25 protein-coding genes and 1 riboswitch are annotated in these 24,319 nt (G+C 64.8%); of the genes, 11 read left to right on the forward strand and 14 right to left on the reverse strand.

What is annotated here, in order from left to right:
* Both ACOJSI_RS03270 and ACOJSI_RS03275 read left to right on the forward strand, forming a co-directional pair.
* On the forward strand, positions 1 to 290 hold a 290-nt coding region (locus ACOJSI_RS03270), incomplete at its 5' end, for a hypothetical protein (protein WP_420136828.1).
* Positions 291 to 303: 13 nt separating this feature from the next.
* Positions 304 to 612 carry a zinc ribbon domain-containing protein YjdM gene (locus tag ACOJSI_RS03275; protein WP_420136829.1) on the forward strand — a complete coding sequence of 103 codons (309 nt, stop codon included), beginning with the start codon at positions 304 to 306 and terminating at the stop codon, positions 610 to 612.
* Between the two features lie 32 nt (positions 613 to 644).
* Here the strand turns inward: ACOJSI_RS03275 and ACOJSI_RS03280 are convergent, their stop codons facing one another.
* Positions 645 to 1,625 (reverse strand): hypothetical protein, encoded by a 981-nt coding sequence (locus ACOJSI_RS03280; protein WP_420136830.1) that lies wholly within the window; start codon positions 1,623 to 1,625, stop codon positions 645 to 647.
* A gap of 249 nt (positions 1,626 to 1,874) precedes the next feature.
* Between ACOJSI_RS03280 and ACOJSI_RS03285 the strand changes: the two genes are divergently transcribed.
* Positions 1,875 to 2,663 (forward strand): DUF2306 domain-containing protein, encoded by a 789-nt coding sequence (locus tag ACOJSI_RS03285; RefSeq protein ID WP_420136831.1) that lies wholly within the window; start codon positions 1,875 to 1,877, stop codon positions 2,661 to 2,663.
* Positions 2,664 to 3,001: 338 nt separating this feature from the next.
* On the opposite strand, the gene ACOJSI_RS03290 is transcribed toward ACOJSI_RS03285, so the two are convergent.
* Together ACOJSI_RS03290 and ACOJSI_RS03295 are read right to left on the reverse strand one after the other, a co-directional pair.
* The gene (locus ACOJSI_RS03290; RefSeq protein WP_420136832.1) at positions 3,002 to 3,433 is read right to left on the reverse strand and encodes a hypothetical protein; all 432 of its coding nucleotides are present in this window, start codon (positions 3,431 to 3,433) and stop codon (positions 3,002 to 3,004) included.
* Between the two features lie 347 nt (positions 3,434 to 3,780).
* Complete coding sequence (locus ACOJSI_RS03295; protein ID WP_420136833.1) at positions 3,781 to 4,524, reverse strand: SDR family NAD(P)-dependent oxidoreductase; 744 nt, start codon at positions 4,522 to 4,524, stop codon at positions 3,781 to 3,783.
* 85 nt (positions 4,525 to 4,609) lie between these two features.
* Between ACOJSI_RS03295 and ACOJSI_RS03300 the strand changes: the two genes are divergently transcribed.
* The 4 genes from ACOJSI_RS03300 to ACOJSI_RS03315 all read left to right on the forward strand — a co-directional run bounded on the left by ACOJSI_RS03300 (position 4,610) and on the right by ACOJSI_RS03315 (position 8,260).
* Positions 4,610 to 5,161 carry a TetR/AcrR family transcriptional regulator gene (locus ACOJSI_RS03300; RefSeq protein ID WP_420136834.1) on the forward strand — a complete coding sequence of 184 codons (552 nt, stop codon included), beginning with the start codon at positions 4,610 to 4,612 and terminating at the stop codon, positions 5,159 to 5,161.
* A gap of 95 nt (positions 5,162 to 5,256) precedes the next feature.
* A complete protein-coding gene (locus tag ACOJSI_RS03305) occupies positions 5,257 to 5,787 on the forward strand; it encodes an AAA family ATPase (protein ID WP_420136835.1) in 531 nt (176 codons plus the stop codon).
* A gap of 505 nt (positions 5,788 to 6,292) precedes the next feature.
* Positions 6,293 to 7,306, forward strand: coding sequence for a polysaccharide deacetylase family protein (locus ACOJSI_RS03310; RefSeq protein WP_420136836.1), 1,014 nt, complete (start codon positions 6,293 to 6,295; stop codon positions 7,304 to 7,306).
* Between the two features lie 168 nt (positions 7,307 to 7,474).
* Positions 7,475 to 8,260 carry a hypothetical protein gene (locus tag ACOJSI_RS03315; RefSeq protein ID WP_420136837.1) on the forward strand — a complete coding sequence of 262 codons (786 nt, stop codon included), beginning with the start codon at positions 7,475 to 7,477 and terminating at the stop codon, positions 8,258 to 8,260.
* Between the two features lie 490 nt (positions 8,261 to 8,750).
* On the opposite strand, the gene thiC is transcribed toward ACOJSI_RS03315, so the two are convergent.
* The 6 genes from thiC to ACOJSI_RS03345 all read right to left on the reverse strand — a co-directional run bounded on the left by thiC (position 8,751) and on the right by ACOJSI_RS03345 (position 14,824).
* The gene (gene thiC / locus ACOJSI_RS03320; RefSeq protein WP_420136838.1) at positions 8,751 to 10,655 is read right to left on the reverse strand and encodes a phosphomethylpyrimidine synthase ThiC; all 1,905 of its coding nucleotides are present in this window, start codon (positions 10,653 to 10,655) and stop codon (positions 8,751 to 8,753) included.
* 42 nt (positions 10,656 to 10,697) lie between these two features.
* Positions 10,698 to 10,810: riboswitch (TPP riboswitch) on the reverse strand.
* A gap of 71 nt (positions 10,811 to 10,881) precedes the next feature.
* Positions 10,882 to 11,730, reverse strand: coding sequence for a COG4223 family protein (locus ACOJSI_RS03325; protein WP_420136839.1), 849 nt, complete (start codon positions 11,728 to 11,730; stop codon positions 10,882 to 10,884).
* On the reverse strand, positions 11,730 to 12,407 hold the full coding sequence (locus ACOJSI_RS03330) for a uroporphyrinogen-III synthase (protein WP_420136840.1): 678 nt from the start codon (positions 12,405 to 12,407) through the stop codon (positions 11,730 to 11,732). Before ACOJSI_RS03330 ends, ACOJSI_RS03325 begins: the two co-directional genes overlap by 1 nt.
* Positions 12,404 to 13,315, reverse strand: a complete 912-nt coding sequence (gene hemC / locus ACOJSI_RS03335) for a hydroxymethylbilane synthase (protein WP_420136841.1) — start codon at positions 13,313 to 13,315, stop codon at positions 12,404 to 12,406. The genes ACOJSI_RS03330 and hemC overlap by 4 nt, the downstream gene beginning before the upstream one ends.
* A gap of 74 nt (positions 13,316 to 13,389) precedes the next feature.
* Positions 13,390 to 14,088 carry a uracil-DNA glycosylase gene (gene ung / locus ACOJSI_RS03340; RefSeq protein WP_420136842.1) on the reverse strand — a complete coding sequence of 233 codons (699 nt, stop codon included), beginning with the start codon at positions 14,086 to 14,088 and terminating at the stop codon, positions 13,390 to 13,392.
* Positions 14,089 to 14,137: 49 nt separating this feature from the next.
* Complete coding sequence (locus ACOJSI_RS03345) at positions 14,138 to 14,824, reverse strand: endonuclease III domain-containing protein (protein WP_420136843.1); 687 nt, start codon at positions 14,822 to 14,824, stop codon at positions 14,138 to 14,140.
* 59 nt (positions 14,825 to 14,883) lie between these two features.
* Here ACOJSI_RS03345 and ACOJSI_RS03350 point away from each other — a divergent pair, with 59 nt between their 5' ends.
* Entirely contained in the window at positions 14,884 to 15,429 is a 546-nt protein-coding gene (locus tag ACOJSI_RS03350; RefSeq protein ID WP_420136844.1) for a 2'-5' RNA ligase family protein, read from the forward strand.
* Here ACOJSI_RS03350 and ACOJSI_RS03355 read toward each other — a convergent pair.
* The 4 genes from ACOJSI_RS03355 to hslV all read right to left on the reverse strand — a co-directional run bounded on the left by ACOJSI_RS03355 (position 15,426) and on the right by hslV (position 18,887).
* A complete protein-coding gene (locus ACOJSI_RS03355) occupies positions 15,426 to 16,055 on the reverse strand; it encodes a DedA family protein (RefSeq protein ID WP_420136852.1) in 630 nt (209 codons plus the stop codon). The genes ACOJSI_RS03350 and ACOJSI_RS03355 overlap by 4 nt on opposite strands.
* A gap of 170 nt (positions 16,056 to 16,225) precedes the next feature.
* On the reverse strand, positions 16,226 to 16,783 hold the full coding sequence (locus ACOJSI_RS03360) for an isochorismatase family protein (protein WP_420136845.1): 558 nt from the start codon (positions 16,781 to 16,783) through the stop codon (positions 16,226 to 16,228).
* A gap of 138 nt (positions 16,784 to 16,921) precedes the next feature.
* The gene (gene hslU / locus ACOJSI_RS03365; protein ID WP_420136846.1) at positions 16,922 to 18,220 is read right to left on the reverse strand and encodes an ATP-dependent protease ATPase subunit HslU; all 1,299 of its coding nucleotides are present in this window, start codon (positions 18,218 to 18,220) and stop codon (positions 16,922 to 16,924) included.
* Positions 18,221 to 18,329: 109 nt separating this feature from the next.
* On the reverse strand, positions 18,330 to 18,887 hold the full coding sequence (hslV, locus tag ACOJSI_RS03370; protein WP_420136847.1) for an ATP-dependent protease subunit HslV: 558 nt from the start codon (positions 18,885 to 18,887) through the stop codon (positions 18,330 to 18,332).
* Between the two features lie 189 nt (positions 18,888 to 19,076).
* Here hslV and ACOJSI_RS03375 point away from each other — a divergent pair, with 189 nt between their 5' ends.
* The 3 genes from ACOJSI_RS03375 to ACOJSI_RS03385 all read left to right on the forward strand — a co-directional run bounded on the left by ACOJSI_RS03375 (position 19,077) and on the right by ACOJSI_RS03385 (position 21,416).
* The gene (locus ACOJSI_RS03375; RefSeq protein WP_420136848.1) at positions 19,077 to 19,517 is read left to right on the forward strand and encodes a MucR family transcriptional regulator; all 441 of its coding nucleotides are present in this window, start codon (positions 19,077 to 19,079) and stop codon (positions 19,515 to 19,517) included.
* Between the two features lie 103 nt (positions 19,518 to 19,620).
* Positions 19,621 to 20,892 (forward strand): multidrug effflux MFS transporter, encoded by a 1,272-nt coding sequence (locus ACOJSI_RS03380; protein WP_420136849.1) that lies wholly within the window; start codon positions 19,621 to 19,623, stop codon positions 20,890 to 20,892.
* 86 nt (positions 20,893 to 20,978) lie between these two features.
* Positions 20,979 to 21,416, forward strand: a complete 438-nt coding sequence (locus tag ACOJSI_RS03385) for an acetyltransferase (RefSeq protein ID WP_420136850.1) — start codon at positions 20,979 to 20,981, stop codon at positions 21,414 to 21,416.
* 38 nt (positions 21,417 to 21,454) lie between these two features.
* Here the strand turns inward: ACOJSI_RS03385 and ACOJSI_RS03390 are convergent.
* The coding region (locus ACOJSI_RS03390; RefSeq protein WP_420136851.1) for a translocation/assembly module TamB domain-containing protein at positions 21,455 to 24,319 on the reverse strand (2,865 nt) is incomplete at its 5' end.

Genomic DNA, 24,319 nt, shown 5'->3' on the forward strand with positions numbered 1-24,319 from the left:
CTGCATTGAATTCGCGGCAGGCGCGCGCGCCATGCCTCGAAGGCCGGGGCCGCGAGGAGAAAAACAGAAAAACATCAGAAACGAACTTGATGATCCGGCCTATGACTTTGCCGACAGGGCTCGTGCGGGGGGATACATGCGGGCAGATCCAGTGCGTTCTCCATGCAGAGAGCGGCCGAGAGATTGTCAAACGTGAGAACGAGCCGAAAGCGGTAATGTGCTCGTACAAAGCGGATATACGTACGATAAATACGTACAAACGTCAAGATCTGGAGCTTAATGGCTCGTAAAGAAGGATGACCGATGGCGACCGACGATGAAGATTATGTCTATGACGAGGCGAGCGGCGAGTGGGTGCCGACCGGCAATGGCGCCGTCGCCAGCGAGGAAGAGGAGGCGGTCGTCGTGCGCGACGCGGTCGGCAACATCTTGGCCGATGGCGATCAAGTAACGCTGATCAAGGACCTGACCGTGAAGGGCGCAGGCCAGACGCTGAAGCGCGGCACGCTGATCAAGTCGATCCGCCTGACCGGCGACGCGCAGGAAATCGACTGCCGCTATGACGGGATCAAAGGCCTGGTGCTGCGCGCGGAGTTTGTGAAGAAGCGGTAAATGTCGGCGGTACGCCGGCCGCGCCGTGAGGTTTAATGCCCGCGGATGCGATCGAGAGCCTCCTGCGCTTTCTTGGCATGGACATCCTGAATGGCGGTCACTTCCGCATTGGTCTTGCGGATCCGATCGAGGATGAGGTTGGCCTCGCGGACGTCGCCTTGATCGGTGAAGAGGATGTCGCCGGAGGGATCCTTCTTCCAATGGCGGCGCGCGAGCACATGGCAGAGAGCAGCGCCGTCGGTTGCGCTCTGGCCCAGCAATTTCCACTGGCGCTCGAAGCCGGGCCGCGCCTCTTGGAATCCCTCGATAAATCCATCGAGCTCGCGTTGGCTTATCTCGCCCTTGGCGACCGCTGCGTTGCCGTCGGCGCGGGCCCGGAGAACATATTGGGGAAAGCTGGCGCCGAGCGTCGCCGCGCGATCCGCGAGGGCGGCGATACGATCGCAATGATCGAGGACGGGTGCATCCAGGTCCAATCCCTTGAGCGCCACGACGGCGGGCGCACCGGACGCCTCGGCTTCGGCGTTGAACGCCCGACTGTCCGCAAGCATCCGATTGGCGGTGCCGGCGCCCAGCCGTGCAAAGGGGCTCGCATTCTCATCGACGCGGATCGGCTGGGCAGCGCCCTTCTCCTTCATCGCGGCGGCGAACTGACCGGCGGTGGCATTGGCGTCGGCCTGCACCGCCATGTCGCCGGCGCCGAGCCGGGCGAGGGGCGCCAGCGTTCCCAACAAGGCGAGCAGGACGAACGAGCCGATCTTCCAAGGCCGCGAGGCGTGCTTGATCGTGATCGCATAGGCGATCGCCCACAGGAGTATGGCGAGGACAACGCCGCCGGCGACATAGCCGAGCCGCTCGGCCGCGCCGCTGATGCGGGTCTTTTCGCCGCCGCTGCCGATCGCGGCCGCCAACAGGAAAAAGGCGATGATCGCGGTGGCCGTCGCCGGACTGCCCCGCCGCTTGGGCTGGGCCACGTCCTGGCGCGTGCCTGCGGTCGTATCCGGATCGCCCATCTTAGCCTCCCCTATCCTGACCGCTCCTGCATCAGGCAGCGGCGCCGGAGCGTCAAGCCGCCCGCGGCGCCGATGAGATCGACATATGCGAGAGGGAACGAAAGCCCATTTGCAGGGCGGCGGTTAAAAGAGGTTAACGTTGCCGTCTGCGGGCCTCGGCGACTTCTTCCCGCGCAAGTGGTGCGCTAATCCCCGCCCCAATGTCAGGGGGAATGATTGGGCAGCAGCGGGAACGGCAAAAGTCGCGGCATGGCGGCGGCATCGCTGCAGGGGGCCGGCATCGGCCTCGCCGCGGCAAGCTGGCTGAGCGGTGCGCTGTTCGGCGCCTATATCGTCGCTTTCTATCTGGGGGCCGTGCCCGCGCAGGCGCTCGCCCGCTGGAACCGCACCTTGCCCGCTTTGTACGAGCCCGGGCATCAAGGGGCGACGATCGGCATCGGCGTGCATTTCGCGGTCGGCGCGATCCTGCTGCTGCTGGGTCCGATCCAACTGGTGCGCCCCTTCCGGGATCGTTTCCGCACCGCGCACTGCTGGATGGGACGGGTCTATGTCGGTGCGGCGGCGCTGGCCGGTGCGGGCGGGCTGATCTTCATCCTGCTGCGCGGAACGGTGGGCGGTACCGTGATGAATATCGGCTTCGGCCTGTACGGCCTGCTGATGATGGTCGCTGCGGGGCAAACCTATCGCTACGCCCGCCTCGGGCGCCTCGACCTCCATCGCGCCTGGGGCATAAGGCTGTTCGCGCTGGTGATCGGATCGTGGCTGTACCGGATGGAATATGGCTTCTGGCTGCCGCTCACAGGCAAGCTTGGCCATACGCACACTTTCGGCGGCGCCTTCGATCAGCTGATGGCCTTCTTCTTCTATGTGCCCAATCTGATTCTGGCCGAACTGTTCCTGCGCGCGCGGGGTGGAGCGGGGCCGGCAGGGCAGGCGGTCGGGGCGGTCTTGCTGCTGGGGGCGACCCTGATCGTGCTGGCTGGCACGTGGTATTTCGCGGTCGGCTATTGGTTGCCGGGGATCATAAGCGAGGCGTGAGTGGAGCGTAATGCGGGGGCCCGTGCGTCGGCCCGGGAAGACGCCGACGAAATGCGGCGGCCGGTGGGTGAAAAGCAAAAACATCAGAAACGAACTTGATGATCCGGGAGCAAAGCCCGCGCTGACCACGCATCGCGGCAAGCGTGGGTGGCGCTCGCTGCAGCGCTGGCCGCCCCTCGCGAACCCCGCTTGGAAATCGTCAAACTTGAGAAAGAGCCGCCGTAGCTGCCGGCCTTGAGATCGTACGTAAAAGACGTACAATTGTCAAGATCGGGACCGCCCGGCGGGGAGCATCGCATGCCGACCCTGAGCTTCTGACGACCCTCGGGATGTCTCGATTAAGGAAGGAGGTCTTCCTGTCTCTTGAATGTGTAAGTCTTGCCATATGCTGGGATCAGCAGGTTGAGGGGATGGGGCAGGCGATCAAGCCGCAATTTGGTTACCGGGCGCGCGCCATCCACCTCAAAACCGACCCCGTCCAGACCGCCCACATAATAGCGCGGCAGGATATAAGGACCGGCCGCATCCCGCCCGATCGTATAATGGCCAATTGCCTTGTCGTTGAAGGTCATCTTCCCGTCACGAAGCGCCAGCGTTCCGCAGCAATCATTCGCGAAATCGCCATTCTCCAGCCCGCGGGGCGGCCCCGGTTGAGGGAAGAGGGTGAGCGTAGCCAGAATGACGAGCGCCACGACGCCCGCCACGCCAAGCTTCCACCGATGCTGCGCCGCCCACCGCGCGACGGTGCCCATCGACGATACCTCATCCATCGCGGGTCCCTCCTTGGCTGACACGTGCAATACAATATATGTAGATTTTTTGGTCAAGCTGGTTGGATGCTCAGCGTGATTTTCCGGCGATCTGGCTGCGCGCGCCAGCTTCTGGGGCAGAGCTGGAATTCATAGATCCGAAGCGGCGCACCCTGCTCGCCGCGTTTATATCAGGCCGTAGCGTCAGAGATGCGAACGGCCGGCATTCGTCCAGCTCTCGGCCGTGCAGGTCGCGGTACCGCAATTCGAAAAGCCGCCGATCGTGGCACGGCTTGAACGGCTTAGGGACTGACCGCAGAGGCGCCGATCGCAAGATCGGCTCCCTTTCGCGAATCTGGAACGCGGCGTCAGACCGCCGCGACGCCGCCATCCACGAAAAGTTCATGGCCAGCGACGAAGCTGCTTTCACTCGATGCCAGGAACAGCACGGCATTCGCGACATCCTCGAGATGGCCGAGGCGGCCGAGCGGGACGCCCTTGATCACCTCTTCTTCAGCCCCCGGCGCCGCATCGAAAAAGCCCCGCAATAACGGGGTTTCGGTAGCGCCCGGGGAAACGACGTTCACGCGGATGCCGCGATCTTTCAGGTCGAGGGTCCAGCTTCGTGCGAAGGAACGGACGGCCGCCTTGCTGGCACTGTAGAGCGACTGGTCCGGATAGGTCTTGGAGCCGGCGACCGAGCCGTTGAGCACGATGACGCCGCCCGCAGTCATCAGCGGCAGCGCTTTCTGGACGGTGAAGATCAGCCCCTTGACGTTGAGGTCGAAGGTCGCATCGAACGCGGCTTCGTCGAGTGCTTCGAGAGGAATGGGTTGGTGCGTGCCGGCATTGGCGAACACGACATCGACCTTGCCGTGGTCGTGCCCGACGCGATCATACAGCTTCGTCAGGTCGGCGAGCTTCGTGACGTCGCCCTGGACGCCGATCGCGCCATGACCGATCTGGCCGATCGCCTGGTCGAGCATCTCCTGCCGTCGCGCGGTAACGTACACATGCGCGCCCTCTTCCGCGAACCGCCGCGCGCAGGCCCGCCCGATACCGTCGCTCCCGCCGGTGATCACCACGACCTTGTCTTCAAACCGTTTCGTCATCACATGAAGCCTTCGAGCAAGTGGAGGATTGCTCCGTTTCAATATGGAGGAATCCTCCACTTAGCAAGAGATGAAAGGAAGAAGCGTGAGTGAGGGTGTCCTGCGTGCGGATGCGGAGCGGAATCGGGAGCGCATCCTTGCCGCGGCAGAGGAAGCATTTCTGGAGCGAGGTGCCAGCGTGCCGCTGGAAGAAGTGGCCCGGCGAGCGAAGGTGGGGATCGGTACGCTCTACCGGCGGTTCCCGACGCGTGAGGCGTTGCTTGCGGCCACCAGCAACGAGCGTTTCAAGGCCGTCGCCGAGACGAGCCGCGTGAGAGATGCCGCGCTTGGGCCTAAAGAAGCGCTACGCCGGTTTCTGGAGGAGTTCGCCAAAAACGCGAGCTTCTACCGGAGCCTGGCTGCGTCTCTCGGAACCGTTATCCAGCATGGCACGCCTGGCTGCACCGCGATTACCACCGAAGGTGAAAGGCTGCTCCTGCGCGCGCAGGACGTCGGCATTATTCGTCCGGATGCCAGCTTCGACGACATTGTCTGGATGGTGAGCGCGATCGCGATCGCGGTCGAGAAAGAGAGCATGCCGACGGTTCGCATCGCCCATCTGGTCGATCTCCTCCTCAGCGGCATGCTCGTCCGTTGATGGACGCGCGGCAGCCCGCCGCACAAATCTTCCGCCGCGTCTGGCCGGCATTCTCTCCAATGGCAGTCAATCCCGGCCCTTGGTATGCCGCCTTCATGTCAGATGTTCGGCGCCACATCGTGATCGTCTCGGGCGCGCCGGGTGCCGGTAAGACGACGCTCGCGGTGCCGTTAGCGCAACGGCTTGGCTATCCGTTATTCTCGAAAGATTTCATCAAGGAAACGCTAACCGACATATTCGGGGACGGCGGCGGCGATCTCGCATCCTCTCGCCGGATCGGCGGCGCATCGATGGAATTGATATGGTCCTTGGCAATCCATGCTCCGCAGGCGGTTTTGGAAGCCAACTTCCGGCCACGCAGCGATTATGAACGGGCCAAGCTCACCAATCTCGGGGCGTCGATTATAGAAGTTCATTGCGATTGCGGCCGCGCCGAAACAGCCAGACGGTTTCGCGAACGCGCCGCCACCAGCGGGCATCATGCCGCGCATCCCCTGAAAGAGATGCCCTCGGACATGCTCGACGAATATGACCGCCCGATGGGGATAGGATCGATCGTTGAGGTCGATACAAGAACGCCCGTCGATGTGGACCGCGTGCTGGCGGAGGTTCGGCGCCTTCTTTGAAGTCTGCAAAGGCATCCAGATCAACCGACACTGGACTGTCCCGAACCCAGCAATCTCCGCTGTTCCCGACACGTAAGCAGAACGGCAAAGCGCACGGGCAGCTAGCGCCTCGATTTCGGACGTCGGCTGTGCCGAAGGAACCAACGCGGCAGCTGCGTCGAATAGGCCAGCACGGCACAGGAGAGCAGAAATATCCCCGCTTCCGCCTGCTTCGCCTTCGATAGCAGACATCGGACGGCCAATCTCAGACCAAGAGCTCCGCCATGCCGATGCCCGAGACCTTCGTAACGCCAAGGGCCGGACAGGGCGCGCCACGGCGCCGGTAGCGCTATAAGGCCCATCCAACTGCCCGGCGTCGTCTACATGGGCGACGATCCCATTGCGGACTTTCGGGAACGACTGCCGCGCCTTCGACACTGCTACCGGGGCGCTGCCGCCTCGCACATCTTCGTCGCATCCCGGATGCCGGCAGATCCGGCGGGTCCGATTTGCGAGGAAGCATCAGATGTCCGAACCATCAGCATTCGAAATGACGCGTCGTGGCTTTGCCGGGGCGGCCGCCGCCGGCACGCTGGCAACGATGGCGGCGACCACGACTGCGGCGAAGGCCGCGGACGCGGCGCTATTGCCGGTGACTCCGGGCAAGCCCGGAACTTTCTGGCCCAATGGAGCACGGCTGGCGATCAGCATCTCGCTGATGTTCGAGGCCGGCGGGCAGCCGATCTCCGGCGCGGGCGGCCCGCTGCCGGAGCCGATCAAGCCGGGCTTTCCCGATCAGCCGACGAACGCCTTTTTCGAATATGGCGTGACGGAAGGCATTCCGCGCGCGCTGGCGCTGTACGACAAGCACGATATCAAGGTGACGTCGTTCATGATCGGCAAGGCGATCGAGCAGCATCCGGAGCTGGCGCGCGAGATCGTCCGGCGCGGCCATGAAGCCGCCGCGCACGGGCAGACCTGGACAGCTTCCTATGACCTGCCGCGCGAGCAGGAAAAGGCCTTCATCAAGGCGTCGGCCGACACCATCAAGCGGATCACGGGGCAACAGCCGGTCGGGTGGAACGCCTATTGGATCCGCAACTCCAACAATATTTCGGAGACGCTACAGGACCTCGGCTTCCTGTACAGTATCGACGAACCCAGCCGCGACGAACCCTTCATCCTTCCCGTGCGCGGCCGCGATTTCGCGATGGTTCCGTACACGATCCACATGAACGATATGGTGTTCCCGTTCCAAAGCTACGATCCGAGCGCGCATGAACAGGCGCTGCGCGACGAGTTCGACCAGCTATATGAGGAAGGGGCGAGCCGGCGGCGGATGATGGTGATCGCCATGCACGATCGCCTGAGCGGCCATGCCAACCGGATACGCGTGCTCGATCGCTTCCTGACCTATGCCAAGAGCCATAAGGATGTGTGGTTCGCGCGGAAGGATGAGATTGCGCGGTGGGCGCTGTCGCAGCGGGACAATACGCCGATCGTGCACCGTGGCCCGCCGTCCGAAACCGGGCTGCCCTGATCGGGCCTGTACCGCCGCTGTGTCGGACGGGGCGGTGCTGGGCGGTTGGCGGCAGGCGTCCCATGACTTTGGCCGGCGCGGGACGCCGATGGCTCCGATCAGCGGGGGGGGGGCGACCGCTTTCCGCGATTAACGGCTGGCGAAGACAGCGTTAAAGGCAGGGCGTTCATGTCTACAGTATCGCCCGAGCCCCTCTCCGTCCGATCGATCGTCTATTTCGCCTATATCGGCGACGAGAGCACGCCGGACGAGATCGCGCGGGGGCGGGCCGCCTATATGGAAAGCCAGCTGCAATGGCTTTCCGGCCTGATCCGGGTTGCCGGCGGTCGCTTCCGGGTGATTGTTCCCTATGTGGCGCCGCGGCGTTGGGACGCGGTCATGCACGATCTCGTCGGGCGCTATGGCTTTCAGGTCGATCCGGCATCGATCGCCGCCGAACGGGTCAACAGCTTCGAATATCGGGGTTTTTGCGCTTTGAAGGCGCTGGCTCTCGCGTCCGATCCGGATCACATGATCTATTATTGCCACAGCAAGGGGATCACGCAGCTGTCCCCCAGCAAGATGGGGCTGTTCCGGTTTCACACGGCGATCGGGCTGAAGGCGGACCTCGATCCGCTTATCACGGGGCCGAACCTCAGCCGCGCAACCTTGTTTCCATCGAAGTTCGGCTGGTGCTTCTACAACTTCTTCTGGATCAAGTCCGGATACATGGCGGGCCTCACCGTAATCCCGTCGGCCGACCGGTACAGTTTCGAGGCGCTGGTGGGCGATCCACTCGACCGCGAGGGGTATCGGGGCGTGCAGGCGCTGATCGACCAGGTGCCGGCGTCCGAGACCGGCCTGGTCGCCAAGCCCTGGTATCGCGCGTCTGAAACATCGTCGCCGGAGCTGGCCGCCACCTATGGTCGCTATGCGCGCATGCCGCTGCCAGGTTCAGATATGAGCGTTAGTTAAGCCGTTTAGCCTAGGCGGATCGGGACGTGCAAACCGCTTTCGGGACGCGCGTACGATCGGCGGGACGGATAGCAGGGTCGCCGCGACCAGCCCGCCGACCGCTAGCAGACCCAAGGGCGTGACGGTCACCGTCGCCTCTGCCTCGAAGCCGCGGCCGGCGCGCATGCGGGCGTGGGCGGTTTGGGGTTCGGTGAGGGTGTCGACAATGCGGGAGATGGCTGGTGACTCCGCTGAAGCAGGGGCATGCTTGTTTGGCGGGGGTTTAGCCGATTGGGGCTCCGTCTGCATCTCTAGCGTGCTTCGACTTCGCTCAGGACGAACGGTTTGGGGCGCATGTGCGTCACTGCAACGATGCGCGGTGCTTTGGCAGACTGTTTGGCTTGCCGGGGTGGGCGAAGGCAGCGGGACCCCGGCTCAGGGCCGGGGTGACGGCGGAATTTGTGCAGCGGATAGCCTCACCCCGGCCAGGCCGGGGCGAGGCGGATGCGGCTCAATCCTGTTCGCGGTTGCCGGCGCCCATGTAGAGTTCGCGGCCGGTTTCGTTGTAGAGTTCGCTCATCTTCTGCATGCCGGCTTCGGCCTCTTCAGCGTTGGCGGCGATGAACGTGTCGGCGGGGGCATTCTGCTTGGCGGCGAAGTCGCGGACCTCCTGCGTGATCTTCATCGAGCAGAATTTGGGGCCGCACATGGAGCAGAAGTGCGCGGTCTTGGCGCCCTCGGCCGGCAGCGTCTGGTCGTGATATTTCTCGGCCGTGTCGGGGTCGAGCGACAGGTTGAACTGGTCGCGCCAGCGGAATTCGAAGCGGGCGCGCGACAAGGCGTCGTCGCGGAGCTTGGCGGCGGGGTGGCCCTTGGCGAGATCGGCGGCGTGGGCGGCAAGCTTGTAGGTGACGACGCCGACCTTGACGTCGTCGCGGTCGGGTAGGCCGAGATGCTCCTTGGGCGTGACGTAGCAGAGCATCGCCGTGCCGTACCACCCGATCATCGCCGCGCCGATGCCGCTGGTGATGTGATCGTAGCCGGGCGCGATGTCGGTGGTGAGCGGCCCCAATGTGTAGAAGGGGGCCTCGCCGCACGCCTCGAGCTGCTTCTCCATATTCTGCTTGATCTTGTGCATCGGCACATGGCCGGGGCCCTCGATCATCACCTGCACATCCTGTTCCCAGGCGCGCTTGGTGAGTTCGCCCAGCGTGTAGAGTTCGGCGAACTGGGCCTCGTCATTGGCGTCGGCGATCGAGCCGGGGCGCAGGCCATCGCCGAGCGAATAAGCGATGTCGTACGCCTTCATGATCTCGGTGATCTCGTCGAACCGCTCGTAGAGGAAGCTCTCGCGGTGATGCGCGAGGCACCATTTCGCCATGATCGATCCGCCGCGGCTGACGATGCCGGTGACGCGCTTGGCGGTCATCGGGATGTAGGGCAGGCGCACGCCGGCATGGATCGTGAAATAGTCGACGCCCTGTTCGGCCTGCTCGATCAGCGTGTCGCGGAAGATGTCCCACGTCAGATCCTCGGCGATGCCGCCGACCTTTTCCAGCGCCTGGTAGATCGGCACGGTGCCGATCGGAACCGGCGAGTTGCGGACGATCCATTCGCGCGTGTCATGGATGTTGCGGCCGGTCGACAGGTCCATCACGGTGTCCGCGCCCCAGCGGATCGACCAGACCATCTTGTCGACTTCGGACGCGACGTCAGACGCCACCGCGCTGTTGCCGATATTGGCGTTGATCTTGACGAGGAAGTTGCGCCCGATCGCCATCGGCTCGCTCTCGGGATGGTTGATATTGTTGGGGATGATGGCGCGGCCGCGGGCGACCTCGTCGCGCACGAATTCGGGGGTGACGAAATCGGGGATGGAGGCGCCGAAATCCTCGCCGTCGCGCACGAAGCCTTCCAGCAATGCCTCGCGGCCGGCATTTTCGCGAATGGCGACATATTCCATTTCGGGCGTGATGATGCCCTTGCGGGCATAATGCATCTGACTGACATTCATGCCGGGCCTGGCGCGCAGGACGCGGCGGCGGACATTCGGGAAGGGCTCGACGCCGCCGGAGCGATCGGGGCCGAGCTGGCCATTATCCTCGGGCTTCACCTCGCGCTGGGCGACTTCCTCGACATCGCCGCGGCCGCGGATCCAGTCGCGGCGCAGTTCGGGCAGGCCGGCCATGATGTCGATCCGCGCATTGGGATCGGTATAGGGGCCGGACGTGTCGTAGACGCGCAGCGGTTCTTCGTTGGCACTGGGCTCCAACGCGATTTCGCGCATGGCGACCTTGAGCGCGCCGACATGCACCTTGCGCGATCCGCGGATCGGACCGGTGGTGACAGACAGCGCGCCGGTAGCGCCCGGGGCACCGTGCGGCGCCAGATCAATCTTGGGGTCGAAGTCGGCCATCGTCTCGTCTCCACTTGGGACGGAGAGCGGGCCCTGGATGTGACGGGGACCAACCTCCCTCCCTACGCCGGTATCAGCCGGATCAGGTTCAACGGGTCGCGAGGAACTGCCTCGCCTCTCAGCCGCACATGGTTGCGACCCCCCGGGGATAAGGCTGCTGTAGACCGATCCGCCGCCGCCGGAAAGCGATCAATGGTCCAGACCGCAATTAACGGTGGCGGCAGGGTCAGGTCGTCGGGGCGGGGATGGCGGCGACCGGAACCGGGATGACCGGGATCTTGGGCTTGGGCTTCAGCAAAGCGGCGCTTTCGATCCGATCCAGCGCATTATGGGCCAGCAGATAGCGCCGCGCCTGAGCCAGCCAGTCAACGGCGCGGGCGGCGCCGGGCATACGTGCGATTTCCGCGGCGGCGACATCCACCTGGCCTTCCTCCAGCGCCTGCTGCGCGCGGGCGAGGCGATCGGCGGGGATGGTGGAGGGCTGGTCCGCCCGACGCAGTACGAAGAGGCTGGACATTTCGCGCCGCAGCCCCTGCCACCAATGCTGGTTTGAGCCGGTGGCGACGAGAGTGGGCCGCAGCTTGGCCAGGCCGTCGCGCAGCTCGCCGAGGGTGACCGGGTTTTGCGAGGCCGCGATGATCTGGACGACCGAGGCAGCGTCGGTGCCGCCAAAACAATCGCGCAGCAGGCCTTCGATATAGCCGAGCGGCTGACCGCGATCGACGGCGCGGCGGGCGGCGAAGGCGACCAGCAGGCCTTCGGCGCGATCGACGTCGCCCGAGGCCTGAACCGAGCGCGCGTTCAGCGCATCGACCCGCGATTCGATGGCGGCGAGGCGCTCGCTCAGCGCCGCTTCGCTGGGTGGCGGCGCGGCGCGCGGGGCGACGCGGACCGGCACCGATCGGGTGACGATCACCGGCTTGGGCGTCGGGCGGATCAGCCCGGCGATCCGATCCCAGCGATGGACGGCATAGGCCGTCGCGGCGATGCCGAGCAGGAAGGCGATCAGCGCAATTGCGAGCAAGGCATATGGCAAGCGCCGCCTGGTCGCGCCGTAAAGTTCCGGTTGGCCCATCACCCCTTCTGGCACAGACTGAGGGCCGCCGCCAACAGGGCCGCATCGTCGGGGGTCGGGGCGATGGCGATCTCGGCCCAGCGCCCGATGGCGGCCGCTTCGCTGATCGCGGCAATGCGGACGCCCTGCGGCGCGATGCCCGCCTCCGTCAGCAGGCTGGAAAATGTCTGCGCGGCGCGCGGCGAATGGAGGAGCGCGACGGCGTCGCGCGCGAGCGCGTCGGTCACAGCAGCGGGGAGCCGGGCGACCGGTTCGGCGGCATAGACGATGCGACGGACGAGGGGAAAAGCCAGGTCGGCGGGCATGCGTATCTGTTCGCCGGACAGGTGCAGTGGGCGCGATATGCCGTCCTGCGCCATCTGCCGGACGAGCGCGGCGACATCGCCGGCGCCGGTGCGGACATCGACAAAGCCGGCCGCCTGCACGGCGGCGGCGGTGGCGCGACCGACGGCATAGACGGGCAAAGGGCGGTAACGCCGCAGCGCCGGGCCAGCATGGCGAATGGTATTGGCGCTGGTGATCATCAGCGCATCATGGGCGGCGGGATCGGGCGCCTCCCACGATATCGGCGCGACAGCGAAGATGGGGGCGGCGATCGCGTCCAGCCCGGCTTCGGCCGCGCGGGCCAGCGTGATGCTGGCGCCCGGCTCCGGCCGCAGCACCAGCACCGGCCTCATGCCGCGAACAAGCCTCGTAACGGCGGCGCGGCGCGATCGAGTAGGCGGCGCGCGAGGGCAGCGGGCCCGGACGGATCGTCGAGGGCAAAGCGGGCTTCGTCCGCTTCGGAAGCGTGGCCGTCTTCGGTCAGGATTTCCGCACGCAGCAGGATCTCGTTCCCTTCGATCTGGGCCAATGCCGCGACCGGCGAGCGGCAGTCCGCGCCCAGGGCGGCGAGGAACGCGCGTTCGGCCAGGACGCATCGGCTGGTCGGCGCATGATCGATCGCCCGCAGCAGCGCCAGAATAGTATCGTCGCCGGCGCGCGCCTCAATTCCGACGGCGCCCTGGGCGGGGGCGGGAAGGAGCTGGTCGAGCGGAACGCCGATATCGCCGCGGCCGAGCCGATCGAGACCGGCGGCGGCAAGCAGGGTCGCGTCGGCCTCACCCTCGGCCAGCTTGCGCAGGCGGGTGTCGACATTGCCACGGAACAACAGGATCTGGGCGTCGGGCCGGGCTCGGCGGACCTGGGCGGCCCGGCGCGGGGACGAGGTGCCGACGCGGGCGCCGGGCGGCAGGCTGGCCAGGCTGTTATAGCCGATCAGCCGGTCGCGCGTGTCGGCGCGCGGCGGCATGGCGGCGATGACGATCTCGGGCGGGCGGATCGTCTCCACATCCTTCATCGAATGGACGGCGGCATCGATGTCGCGATCCATCAGCGCACGATCGAGTTCCTTGGTCCACAGCGCCTTGCCGCCAATCTCGGCCAAGGCGCGGTCCTGCACCTTGTCCCCCGTGGTACGGATCGGCACGATCTCCACCGCGTCATCGGTCCAGCCATGGGCGGCGCGCAAGGCGGTCGCGACCATGTTGGCCTGCCATAAAGCGAGCGGCGATCCGCGGGTGCCGAGACGAAGCAGGCAGGTCATGTGCGCTTCCTTAACCGCGTCGGGCGGAAAGCCAATGTCGCAGTGGCAGCATTCGATCGGGCGGCGGCGCCGGATCAGGGCGTCTCGGGCAGGCGCCAGTCGATCGGGGGGCGGCCATGCTGTTCGAGGAAGGCATTGGCCTTGGAGAAATGGCCGCTGCCGAAGAAGCCGTTATGCGCCGACAAAGGCGAGGGGTGGGCGGCTTTGAGGACGAGGTGGTGGCCGCCTTTGTCGATACTGTCGACGAAGGCGGCCTTCTTCTGGGCGTAGCTGCCCCACAGCATGAATACGACCGGCTCGGCGCGGGCGTTGATGAGGCGGATGATCGCATCGGTGAAGCGTTCCCAACCGCGGCCCTGGTGCGAGGCGGCCATGCTCATCTGCACGGTCAGCACCGCGTTGAGCAAAAGCACGCCTTGTTTGGCCCAATGTTCGAGGAAGCCATGGCTCGCGCGGGGTATGCCGAGGTCGCGCTCCATTTCCTTGTAGATATTGACCAGGCTGGGCGGCGTGCGCACGCCGGGCTGAACCGAGAAGCACAGGCCGTGCGCCTGGCCCTCGCCATGATAGGGATCCTGGCCGAGGATGACGACGCGCACGTCTTCGAGCGGTGTCAGATCGAGCGCGCGAAACCAGTCTTTGGACGGCGGGAAGATGCGCTTGCCGGCCTGTTTTTCGGCCAGCAGGAAGCTGCGCAGCGCCTGCATATAGGGGTCGTCGAACTCGCCTTGCAGCGGTTCGCGCCAGCTTGGATGCAGCTTGATCTCGCCCATCGATTCCTCCCAGGACCGGATGTCCGAGCCGGGTGACGGGGTCAATCGGCTAGACCCTGCCAGCCGACGGACAGTCGAAAGCGAGCGGGCAGTGGACGCAATCGGGCGTTTCCGGCCGGCACAACGTCTGGCCGAGCCGCTTGGTGGCGACATGGAAGCGCAGGAAGTCCGCGCCGCTCCAGTGCGGCGCGCCGGCAGTGACCTGCTCGCTGATCAACTGCATGTCGGCATGCGCGCCGACAAATTCCAGCCGCTGCATAACGCGCTGGACGTGGGTGTCGACGATGAAGACGGGCCGCCTGAGGCGGCTGCCGTTGAGGGTTGCGGCCGCGACCTTGCGCGCAACGCCCGGCAATCGTTCCAGCCAGGCGAGCGCGTCGCGCAACGGGATCTCGCCCAGAAACTCCAGGTCGAAGGCGGGATGTTCCCGTTGGATCAGGGCCATGGTCTCCGTGAGATGCGCCGCCTTGCTGTCCGCATAGGCCACTTCCGCGATGGCGCGCTGGATTGCCGCCGGAGTGGCGCGCGCCAGTCGCGCCGGGGAGGGATAGATACGGCACAGGCGGTGATAGGCGGCCAGCGAGACGGCATCGAGCGTCCGGCTGCTGATCAGCGATTTGACCAGCGCACCGATCGGAGAGCGCGCCGGCGGAAGTTCGACCCGCACCAGCAGGGGCGCCAGCGCCGTCCGCCAGCGTTCCAGATCAGCAGAAGCAAAGTCGAACCGCTGTTGCATCGCTTGCCAATATTAGAACATAAGGAGAACATAGCAAGCGTGATTCGATGGAGATGGCCATGTCAGAGCGATGCACGTCCGCACCGCAGCCCGCAGCGCATAATGTTTTCTTTGCAATCCGCCCGCCCCAGGACATTCGCGCGCGCATCGCGGAGGCGACCGCGTCGCTGCCGGTCGGTGGGCGGCCATTGCGGCCGGGGAGGCTCCACATCAGCACGTTGAACCTGGTGCATGAGGATATCGTGCCGCCGGGGCTTGGCGAAGAGGCCGCAGAGGCGGCCGCATCGGTTCGTTACGAGCCGTTCGAGGTGAGGTTCGACCGGCTGGTGGCCGGGGCCAAATCCATGCTGCTTTTACCCAGCAATCCGCTGGAGGAGCTTCGCATGTTTCGGGAACGGCTGGGTTTCACGCTGATACGAAGCGGTCTGCCGTTCACGATGGAGCGACGCTTCAATCCGCATATCACCTTGCTCTACGGCAATGCGTTGACGTTCGAGACCGCGATCGAGCCGATCCGTTGGACGGTCGACGACTTCGTGCTGATCGACAGTCACATCGGCAAGACCAAGCATGTCGAGCTTGGCCGCTGGACATTGCAATCCTAGCGCGCGCGCCGCTTCTTGACCTCGCGCAGGATGAACCAGACGATGCCTGCGGCGAGCGCGAGGACGACCACGGCATCGGCGCCATGGAGAATATGCGAGAGGCGCGGATCGGTGGCCCAGGCGGCGCCGAGCTTCATGCCGACCCAGGCCAGCGCGAAGCACCAGGGCCAGGAGCCGATGAAGGTATAGATGTGAAAGCGCAGCAACGGCATGCGGGCCACACCGGCCGGAAAGGCGATGAAGGAGCGCACGAACGGCAATAAGCGGCAGACCAGAACGGTGATGCTGCCCCAGCGTTCGAAGAAGCGCTCGGCATGGGCCAGGTGGTCCATGTTGAGCAGGACATAGCGGCCATAGCGCGCCACGAAGGCGCGGCCGCCGTGGCGGCCGACTTCATAGCCGACGATCGATCCGAGGTTGCAGCCGAGCGCGCCGGCGGTGGCGACCAGATAGAGATCGAACCGCCCGGTTGAGACCAGATAGCCCGAAAAGGGCATGATGATTTCGGACGGGAGCGGAATGCAGGCGCTTTCGATCGCCATCAGAAAGGCGATGCCGCCATAGCCGCCCGCCGAAATGACGGCGATGATCCAGGCGGCGACGGGAGCGAGGATGCGTTCGGTCAGCGACATGGGTGTCGGCTGTGGCGGGATAATGCGGCACTGTCGAGCATAGTTTGCTGCAATGCGTCATAGTGGATTCGTTTCGAAGCCGATATGCTTTCGGCGTCTGTAGCGTCGGCAAAGGGATGGTCCGGCGCGTGCGGCAGGCCTGCACCGAAATGCGCCGGCCCGGTTCAGCGTTGTGCGAGTAGTGCGATGATAGCGTCGGCGGTGCCGGTTTCGCCGACGCGCGGGAAGATCCGCTCGACGCTATTATGGTGGGTTTCCGCAGCGAGATCGGTCATCGCGTCGATTGCCAGCGTAACGTTGAAGCCTGCTTCATAGGCTTGGCGGGCAGTGGATTCGACGCCGATCGCGGTGGCGATGCCGGCGATCACCACCTGGGTCACGCCAAGGGATCGCAGTTTTTCCTCCAACCCGGTGTTTACGAAGGCGCCCCAAGTCTGCTTGGTGATGACATGGTCGCCGGGCTGACGATCCAGCTCAGGCACCAGATCCGCCCAATCGGCGGGCGGAGCGGGTTGCGGCGGCTGTTCGTTGCGGCCCGGCGCGCCACCGGTGACGTGCACCAAGATGACCGGAAGGCGGTGCTGGCGGAAGGCCGCCGCGAGCGCGGCCGATTTCTCGACCACGTCCGCGGCGGGATAGGGTTTGGTGTCGCGGGCGACGATGCCTTTCTGCAGATCGATCAAGATCAGCCCGGTCTGCGGATCCAGCGTCGTCACCGGCATGCATCGTTCCCTTCTTGCGACCACGCCCGGCGTAAGTACGTCATTGCGAGGGTAGCGAAGCGATCCGGCGGCGGGCCTGGATTGCTTCTTCGCTACGCGCCTCGCAATGACAATTAGCCGGAGCGCGCCATTACCGCCTTATAGGACGTATTTGCTGAGGTCCGTGTTCCGCGCGACATCGGCGAGCTGTGCATCAACGTAGGCGGCATCCACTGTTAGCGTGCTGCCGGTACGTTCTTCGGCGTGGAAGCTCACATCTTCCAGCAATTTCTCCATCACCGTCTGCAGGCGGCGCGCGCCGATATTCTCGACGCTGTCATTCACCTGGGCGGCGGTGCGGGCGATCGCCGCAATGCCATCTTCAGTGAAATCGACCGCGACCTGCTCGGTCGCGATCAACGCTTTATACTGCGTTGTCAGTGACGCGCGGGTGTCGGACAGGATGCGGACGAAATCCTGTTCGGTCAGCGGCTTCAGTTCAACCCGGATCGGCAGGCGGCCCTGCAGTTCCGGCAGAAGGTCGCTTGGCTTGGCGACGTGGAAAGCGCCCGACGCGATGAACAGGATATGGTCCGTCTTCATCGGCCCATATTTGGTTGCAACCGTAGTCCCTTCGATCAGCGGCAGCAGATCGCGCTGCACGCCTTCGCGGCTGACCGATCCGCCACGCACGTCCGACACGGCGATCTTGTCGATCTCGTCGAGGAAGACGATGCCATTGGCCTCGGCATCAGCCAAGGCGACGCGGGCGACATCCTCCTGATCGAGGCGCTTGTCGGCTTCCTCCTCGACCAATTTGGTCCAGGCGGAGCGGACCGGCAGCTTGCGCTTCTTGGTGCGGCCGCCGCCCAGTTTGCCCATGATCTCGCCGAGATTGATCATGCTGACCTGGCCCGGCATGCCGGGGATCTCCATCGCGCCATTGCCGGTATCCTCGACCTCGATCTCGACTTCCTTGTCGTCGAGATGACCGTCCTGGAACCGCTGACGGAAGGAGGCGCGGGTGGCTTCCGACGCATCCTTGCCGACGAGAGCATCGACGAGGCGCGCCGTGGCGGCGTCCTCGGCCTTGTCCTTCACCGCGGCGCGGCGGCGTTCCTTTTCGAGCCGGATCGCTTCTTCGACCAGATCGCGTGCAATCTGTTCGACGTCGCGGCCGACATAGCCGACCTCGGTGAACTTGGTTGCTTCAACCTTCACGAAAGGCGCGTCGGCCAGCTTGGCAAGGCGGCGGCTGATCTCGGTCTTGCCGCAGCCCGTGGGCCCGATCATCAGGATATTCTTGGGGCTGACCTCGTCGCGCAATTCGGGCGCGAGCTTCTGGCGGCGCCAGCGATTGCGCATCGCAACCGCGACCGCGCGCTTCGCATCGTCCTGGCCGATGATGTGCTCGTTGAGAGCAGCGACAATGGCTTTGGGGGTAAGTGCGTCGTTCATTTCATACTCTTCTCCCCTCCCGCTTGCGGAAGGGGTCGGGGGAGGGGAACTTGCGGGAGGTGGAGGAGGGTAGCCCCTGTCCTGACCCCTCCCACAAGCGGGAAGGGATTTAAGCGGTGGCGCTGTCCATCGTCTCGACAGTGAGGTTGCCGTTCGTGAAGACGCAAACCTCGCTGGCGATCTGCATGGCCTTGCGCGCGATCGCTTCGGCATCACCTTCATAGTCGACCAGCGCCCGCGCCGCGGCGAGCGCATAATTGCCACCGGACCCAATCGCAGCGATCCCGGCTTCCGGCTCCAGCACGTCGCCATTGCCGGTCAGGATCAGCGTTACATCCTTGTCCGCGACAATCATCATCGCTTCCAGGTTGCGGAGATATTTGTCGGTTCGCCAATCCTTGGCGAGCTCGACCGCGGCGCGCAGCAATTGGCCACGATGCTGTTCCAACTTGCGCTCCAGCCGTTCGAACAAGGTGAATGCATCGGCCGTGGCGCCGGCGAAACCACCGATAACCTCACCATCGCCCAGGCGGCGCACCTTGCGCGCATTCGGCTTGATCACTGTGTTGCCGAGGCTGACCTGGCCATCGCCAGCCACCACGACCTTACCATTTTTGCGGACCGACAGGATTGTTGTCCCATGCCAGCCGATTTTATCTTGTGTCATTGCCCGTCCCGTCAATTTGTGCGCGGGATATGGGAAGGCGACGAGGTTTGTGCAACGCGGCGGAAAACGTGTCCGCTTCGGCCACATTAGCAATCCTCTATTCATAATAGAATTTGTACGCGCCCGGCCGCAAAGGTGGCACAGCGAGACGGCGCTACCTATATGCCCGGTTTCCCAAGGAGTATTGACGTGGCGACTGACAATCAGGAATTGATTACCCTTACGGCGGACATTGTTGCCGCGCATGTAAGCAACAATAGCGTTCCCACCGCCGAAGTGGGTAGCCTCATCCAGAGTGTCTATACCGCGCTTCAGCAGGTCGGTACTCACGTTGCCGAGCCCCAGGCAGAGAAGCCCAAGGGCGCCGTTTCGGCACGCGCTTCGATCAAGCCGGATTATCTGGTCAGCATGATTGACGGCAAGCAGTACAAGATGCTGCGCCGCCATATTTCTCAGCATGGCTACACCCCGGAAAGCTACCGTGAAGCCTTTGGTTTGGCGCGTGATTATCCGATGGTTGCGTCCAACTATGCCGAGCAGCGTCGTGCCCTTGCCCACAAGATCGGCCTTGGTCGCAAGCCGCGCACCGGCGGTGCGAAGCCTGGCCGCAAGCCCAAAGCGACTGCGTAAGACTTAGCGCATCGCAGTTAAAATGGCCGCGGACCTTCGGGTTCGCGGCTATTTTTATGCCCATTACCTTGTCGCATCGCGGCAAAGGCCGCATATGCGGGCGATGCAAACACCCCTGGAAGCAAAACCTGCGCCGCAAGGCGACGGGCCCGGCATGGCTTTCGGGCTGTTCGTCGCATTGATTGCTTCCTTGATGGCGGTGACGCCATTCGGCATCGACTCGATGCTTCCGGCACTGCCCGAAATTGGCCGGGCGCTGAATATTTCGACAGAGAATCATCAACAATGGATCATTGCCGTCTATGTGATGGGGTTTGGATCTTCCCAGATCATTTATGGCCCCCTGTCCGATAGTTACGGCCGTAAGCCGATCCTGGTGGTCAGTCTGCTGCTGTTCGCGCTGATGAGCATCATTGCCGGCCTGTCGAAAAGTTTTGAATCGCTGCTGGTAGCGCGCCTGTTCCAGGGCATCGCCGGCGGATCGGGCCGGGTGCTGACCGTATCGATCGTTCGCGATTGTTTCTCCGGGCGCCAGATGGCGCGGGTGATGTCGATTTCCTTCATGATCTTCCTGGCGGTGCCGATCATGGCGCCGAGCCTGGGCCAGTTGATCATGCTGCTGGGCAGCTGGCGACTGATCTTCTTCTTCCTTGCCGGCTTTGCGGCGGTCGTCGTCACCATTTCCGGCCTGTTGATGCGCGAGACGCTGCATCCCGAATATCGCCGGCCCTTGTCGGCGCGCGCGATCGGGCAAGGCATTCTGCAGACGATGCGCGAGCGTTATGCGCTGGGCTATATGATCGCGATGACGCTGATCTTCGGCGCGCTGATGGGCTTCATCAATTCCGTCCAGCAGATCTTCGCCGATATCTTCCACGCATCCAGCTGGTTTCCGGCAGTATTTGCCGGCGTTGGCCTGTCGATGGCGGTTTCGGCCTTCATCAACTCGCGCATCGTCGAGCGGTTCGGCACGCGCAAGGTCTCGCACACGGCATTGCTGGGGCTGATCGGGGTGAGCGGCGTTCATGTGCTGGTTGCGATGAGCGGCTACGAAACAATGCTGAGCTTCGCGCTGCTGCAATGGACGACGATGTTCTGCTTCGGCCTGATGGGATCCAATTTCGGATCGATGGCAATGGAGAATGTCGGGGAGATCGCGGGCACCGCCTCCTCCGTGCAAGGGTTCGTCTCGACCTGCGGCGGGGCGTTGCTCGGGCTGGTGGTGGGCCAGGCCTTCAACGGCACGGTCGTGCCGCTGGCGCTGGGCTTTTTCCTGCTGGGCCTGTGCGCACTGGTCGTCGTGCTGATCACGGAACGCGGGAAACTGTTCCAGGCACACCATGGCGCGCTGTCGGCGGAGCCTGCCTTTCACTAGAGGTGACGCTGGCTGCAGACGCATAAAGCGGACTGACGATGGGCGCCTGAATTGCGATTGTTGCGCGATCACGGCAACGAACGGCCATGTTCGAGATCAGACCTTCACGTCCGCAGGACGGCCAACGCATCGTCGAGATCTGGCGCGAGGCTGTCGATGCGACGCACCATTTTCTTTCCAATGCGGATCGCATCGCGCTGGAGCAGCAGGTGGGCGGCTTCCTCCCTTACGCGCCGTTATCACTCGCCGTTGATCAGGACGACCGCCCGATCGCCTTCATGCTCGTGGCGGACGGCCATCTTGAGGCGCTGTTCGTCGATCCGGCCTTTCACGGACGGGGGATTGGCACTGCGCTTTTGCGACACGCACTTGCCATGCATCCCGGCCTGACCACCGACGTGAACGAGCAGAACGGCCAGGCGATCGGCTTCTACGAGCGCATGGGCTTTGGCCGGACCGGGCGCTCACCCCTCGATGGGCAAGGCAGGCCTTATCCGCTGATCCATCTGGCCCATCGAAGCTGACGGCAGGGCGGTTGCCCGCGCCACCGCACGCGGCCTGATCAATAATCCTTCGACACGCGCAGGTTCACGCTCTGACGCCCGATGGTTGAGATGGTCGACAGGACCGACAACCAGCGCGTGATGCGGAATTCCACGCTCGTCGCGCTATAGCCGGCGCCGTCGGTGATCAGCTCGACATAGGTGCGATGGCCGACATTCTTGCCCGCCGCGATCGCGCTCTTCTGACCGGTGGTGACGTCGGCCGGCAGGATGCGCAGGCGATCGAGATGCACGGCCTTGCGGATCGCGTTGATCGGATCGAGGTTCAGGCCGCCCCCGCTGCCGCCGCGCAGCCCCGCGACCGCGGCCGCCAGCTGCAAGGCCTCCGGCGCCGACAGGTTGGTGATGGACGTGCCGAACAGCAGCCGCGACAGGAGCTCATCCTCCGGCAAGGCAGGCGTGCTCTGGAAGGCGATATCCGGGTGGAGGCCGGTGCCGGTGACATGGATCGTCGCGTTCAGGCCCTGGATATCGGCGAGAGCGGTGATGTCGAGCACCGGATCGGGCGGAGCCTCGCCCGTGAAGCGGATCGCGCCACGATCCAGGTTGAAGCGGCGTCCGGCGAATTGATAACCGCCGCGCACCAGATCCGCGCGCCCGCCAATCGCGGGATTGTCGACCGCGCCCTTGATGGTGAGATCCGCCCGCCATTCGCTGTCGAGGCCGAGGCCGGTAACCATCAGGCGGCTGCTGGCGCGCGCCTTCAGATCCAGGTTCCAGGGCTGGGTCGGCACATTATCGTCATCGTCATCGTCGAAGCGATTGAGCTCGGTCACGTTGAGATGCGGCACCTCCGCGGCGGCGGTGCTGCCGAGCCGGAAGCGGCCGCGTTCGATCTTCACGTCCCCGCCGATCGTGCCGCCATTGCCGCTGGATTTGAGCGTGAGGGGGCCCGTCACGGTCGCGCCGATATCGTCCCGGTTGAGCAGGACGGCATTTTGCGCCTGAATCGCGAGATCGATGCCCAGGCCCTTGCCGGCGCCGAAGCGGAAGCTGCCGCTGCCCGTGACGGTGCCGCCGCCGGCGCGCCCGGTCATCTGATCGATATTGAGGCGCGAACCGTCGAACGTACCGGTGGCCTTGATCGTGTCGATCACGGTGCCGGTGACCGCGCTTTCGATCCGCCCGCCGTCGCTGGCCAGACGACCGCTGATGCGCGGATTGGCGGGCGTGCCGCCGATATCGGCCGAGACCGACATCGGACCAGACACGTCGATCGTCTCGACGCCGATCAGACGCCACAGCGTGTCCGCCGGGCCGGCATAGCGAATCTGCGCGAAGAGCGGCGCGTCGAACAGGCGCGAGACGATGTCCTCGCCCGGCGGCAGCGGCGCGATCCGCGCCTGGCCGCGGCCCAGGATCCGGCCATTGCTGACCACCACGGCCCGGCCGGCCAGCCCGCGCGGGGTGAGCACCGCAGCCAAACCGAGATCGACGGGCTGCGAGCTCAAGACCAAGCCCGAGCGCGTGATGCCGCGGACCGCCACGTCGATGCGTCCCGTCGGCGCGCCACCGGCGTCATGCTGGAAATTCAGCTTGCCGCTGGCATAGCCGCCCAGGCCGAGATTGGGATTGACGATGTCGAGCAAGGCCAGGGGCATATGTTCGAGGCCTGCTTCAATCCGCGCGGAATTGCGGCCGAAGCGCCCGGCGAGCGTCGCGTTGCCGCCGGCATAGGCGATCTTGGCTGGGGCCAGTGTCCAGGCATCGTCGCTCATGGCCAGTTCGATCGGGCCAGACAAAGTGAGCGGCTTGCCTTCGACATTGCCGGTGCCGGTGATCGACATGTGGCCGGGTGTGAGCCGCGCCGTCGCATTCACATCGAAGGCGCGGCGCCGTGTGCCCGACGCGGTGACCGCAACCGTGCCAAGCCCGGCTTTCAGATGCGCTTCCGCATTGACCCGGGCAAGCGACAGCGCGCCGCGCGAAAAGCCGAAGGCGCGGAAGGTGCCGTCGATCACGCTGCCCGCCGGATCCAGCAGGATCGCCCCGTCAACACGACCGCGGCGCATCTTGATCGGCTGCGCATTGGCGATGATCGCGTTGGTGAAGGTCAGATGGGGCTCGATCCGTTGCAGGCTGCCCTGGGGCGCGAAGCCGATCATGCCGCCGATGCCGCCTCCGGCCAGATCGAGCCGCCCGGTGAAACCGGCCGTACCCGACGTCAGCGTGCCCTTGGCGTGGGTGCCGGACACGGCCAGATCGGCGACCTGGATGACGGTCGGCTGATTGGGAGCGGTGCGGATCAGCCCGTTCGCCTGGAACGGCCCTGCATACGAACCGCCCGCGGCGCGGAACAGGAAGCCTTCCGGAACGGGATCGAGGTTGAGCGCGACCTGGGTGAGGCCGAGCGCCTCAACCGGACGATCGAGCTGCAACTGCACCTTGGGATGATCGATCGCGCCATCCAATTGCAACTTGAACGGTCCGTAGCTTGTCTGCTGGCCGGCGCCGGCGAACTGGAAGGTACCGTCGCGCCGCCGTATGCCGGCGCCGACGATCCGAATGGCAGGCCCGGTCAGAACGGTGTTGGAGAAATGCAGGACGCCGTCGGTCGTCCGCACCAGCCGCGTATCGATGCGAGGATTGCCGCCCGCCAGACTGGCGAGGAAAGCATTGTCGAAGCGGCGGACGATCGCCTGGCCGGTCCCGGATACGATCGTGCCGACGCCGTTAGGGCCCGGCAGCACCGTTACCTTGGTCTGCACGTCGACGATGCCGAGCCCGGGGATCAGATAGCGGGCCAGGCCGCCGGCAACGGCGATGTCGTAGCGGCCCGTCACCAGATCGAGCCGCAACTGCAGCTTGCCCTTGAGCTTGTCTGAACCGAGCGAGAGATCCTGGCCGACGACGGTCTTGGCGTC

The sequence above is a fragment of the Sphingomonas sp. genome, assembly GCF_048595155.1.
In the GTDB taxonomy this organism is placed as follows: domain Bacteria; phylum Pseudomonadota; class Alphaproteobacteria; order Sphingomonadales; family Sphingomonadaceae; genus Sphingomonas_I.

Coding starts and splice junctions, on each gene's coding strand:
- ACOJSI_RS03275 (WP_420136829.1), top strand. CDS start 304: ATGGCGACCGACGATGAAGATTATGTCTATGACGAGGCGAGCGGCGAG.
- ACOJSI_RS03280 (WP_420136830.1), bottom strand. CDS start 1,625: ATGGGCGATCCGGATACGACCGCAGGCACGCGCCAGGACGTGGCCCAG.
- ACOJSI_RS03285 (WP_420136831.1), top strand. CDS start 1,875: ATGGCGGCGGCATCGCTGCAGGGGGCCGGCATCGGCCTCGCCGCGGCA.
- ACOJSI_RS03290 (WP_420136832.1), bottom strand. CDS start 3,433: ATGGATGAGGTATCGTCGATGGGCACCGTCGCGCGGTGGGCGGCGCAG.
- ACOJSI_RS03295 (WP_420136833.1), bottom strand. CDS start 4,524: ATGACGAAACGGTTTGAAGACAAGGTCGTGGTGATCACCGGCGGGAGC.
- ACOJSI_RS03305 (WP_420136835.1), top strand. CDS start 5,257: ATGTCAGATGTTCGGCGCCACATCGTGATCGTCTCGGGCGCGCCGGGT.
- ACOJSI_RS03310 (WP_420136836.1), top strand. CDS start 6,293: ATGTCCGAACCATCAGCATTCGAAATGACGCGTCGTGGCTTTGCCGGG.
- ACOJSI_RS03315 (WP_420136837.1), top strand. CDS start 7,475: ATGTCTACAGTATCGCCCGAGCCCCTCTCCGTCCGATCGATCGTCTAT.
- thiC (WP_420136838.1), bottom strand. CDS start 10,655: ATGGCCGACTTCGACCCCAAGATTGATCTGGCGCCGCACGGTGCCCCG.
- ACOJSI_RS03325 (WP_420136839.1), bottom strand. CDS start 11,730: ATGGGCCAACCGGAACTTTACGGCGCGACCAGGCGGCGCTTGCCATAT.
- ACOJSI_RS03330 (WP_420136840.1), bottom strand. CDS start 12,407: ATGAGGCCGGTGCTGGTGCTGCGGCCGGAGCCGGGCGCCAGCATCACG.
- hemC (WP_420136841.1), bottom strand. CDS start 13,315: ATGACCTGCCTGCTTCGTCTCGGCACCCGCGGATCGCCGCTCGCTTTA.
- ung (WP_420136842.1), bottom strand. CDS start 14,088: ATGGGCGAGATCAAGCTGCATCCAAGCTGGCGCGAACCGCTGCAAGGC.
- ACOJSI_RS03345 (WP_420136843.1), bottom strand. CDS start 14,824: ATGCAACAGCGGTTCGACTTTGCTTCTGCTGATCTGGAACGCTGGCGG.
- ACOJSI_RS03350 (WP_420136844.1), top strand. CDS start 14,884: ATGTCAGAGCGATGCACGTCCGCACCGCAGCCCGCAGCGCATAATGTT.
- ACOJSI_RS03360 (WP_420136845.1), bottom strand. CDS start 16,783: ATGCCGGTGACGACGCTGGATCCGCAGACCGGGCTGATCTTGATCGAT.
- hslU (WP_420136846.1), bottom strand. CDS start 18,220: ATGAACGACGCACTTACCCCCAAAGCCATTGTCGCTGCTCTCAACGAG.
- hslV (WP_420136847.1), bottom strand. CDS start 18,887: ATGACACAAGATAAAATCGGCTGGCATGGGACAACAATCCTGTCGGTC.
- ACOJSI_RS03380 (WP_420136849.1), top strand. CDS start 19,621: ATGCAAACACCCCTGGAAGCAAAACCTGCGCCGCAAGGCGACGGGCCC.
- ACOJSI_RS03385 (WP_420136850.1), top strand. CDS start 20,979: ATGTTCGAGATCAGACCTTCACGTCCGCAGGACGGCCAACGCATCGTC.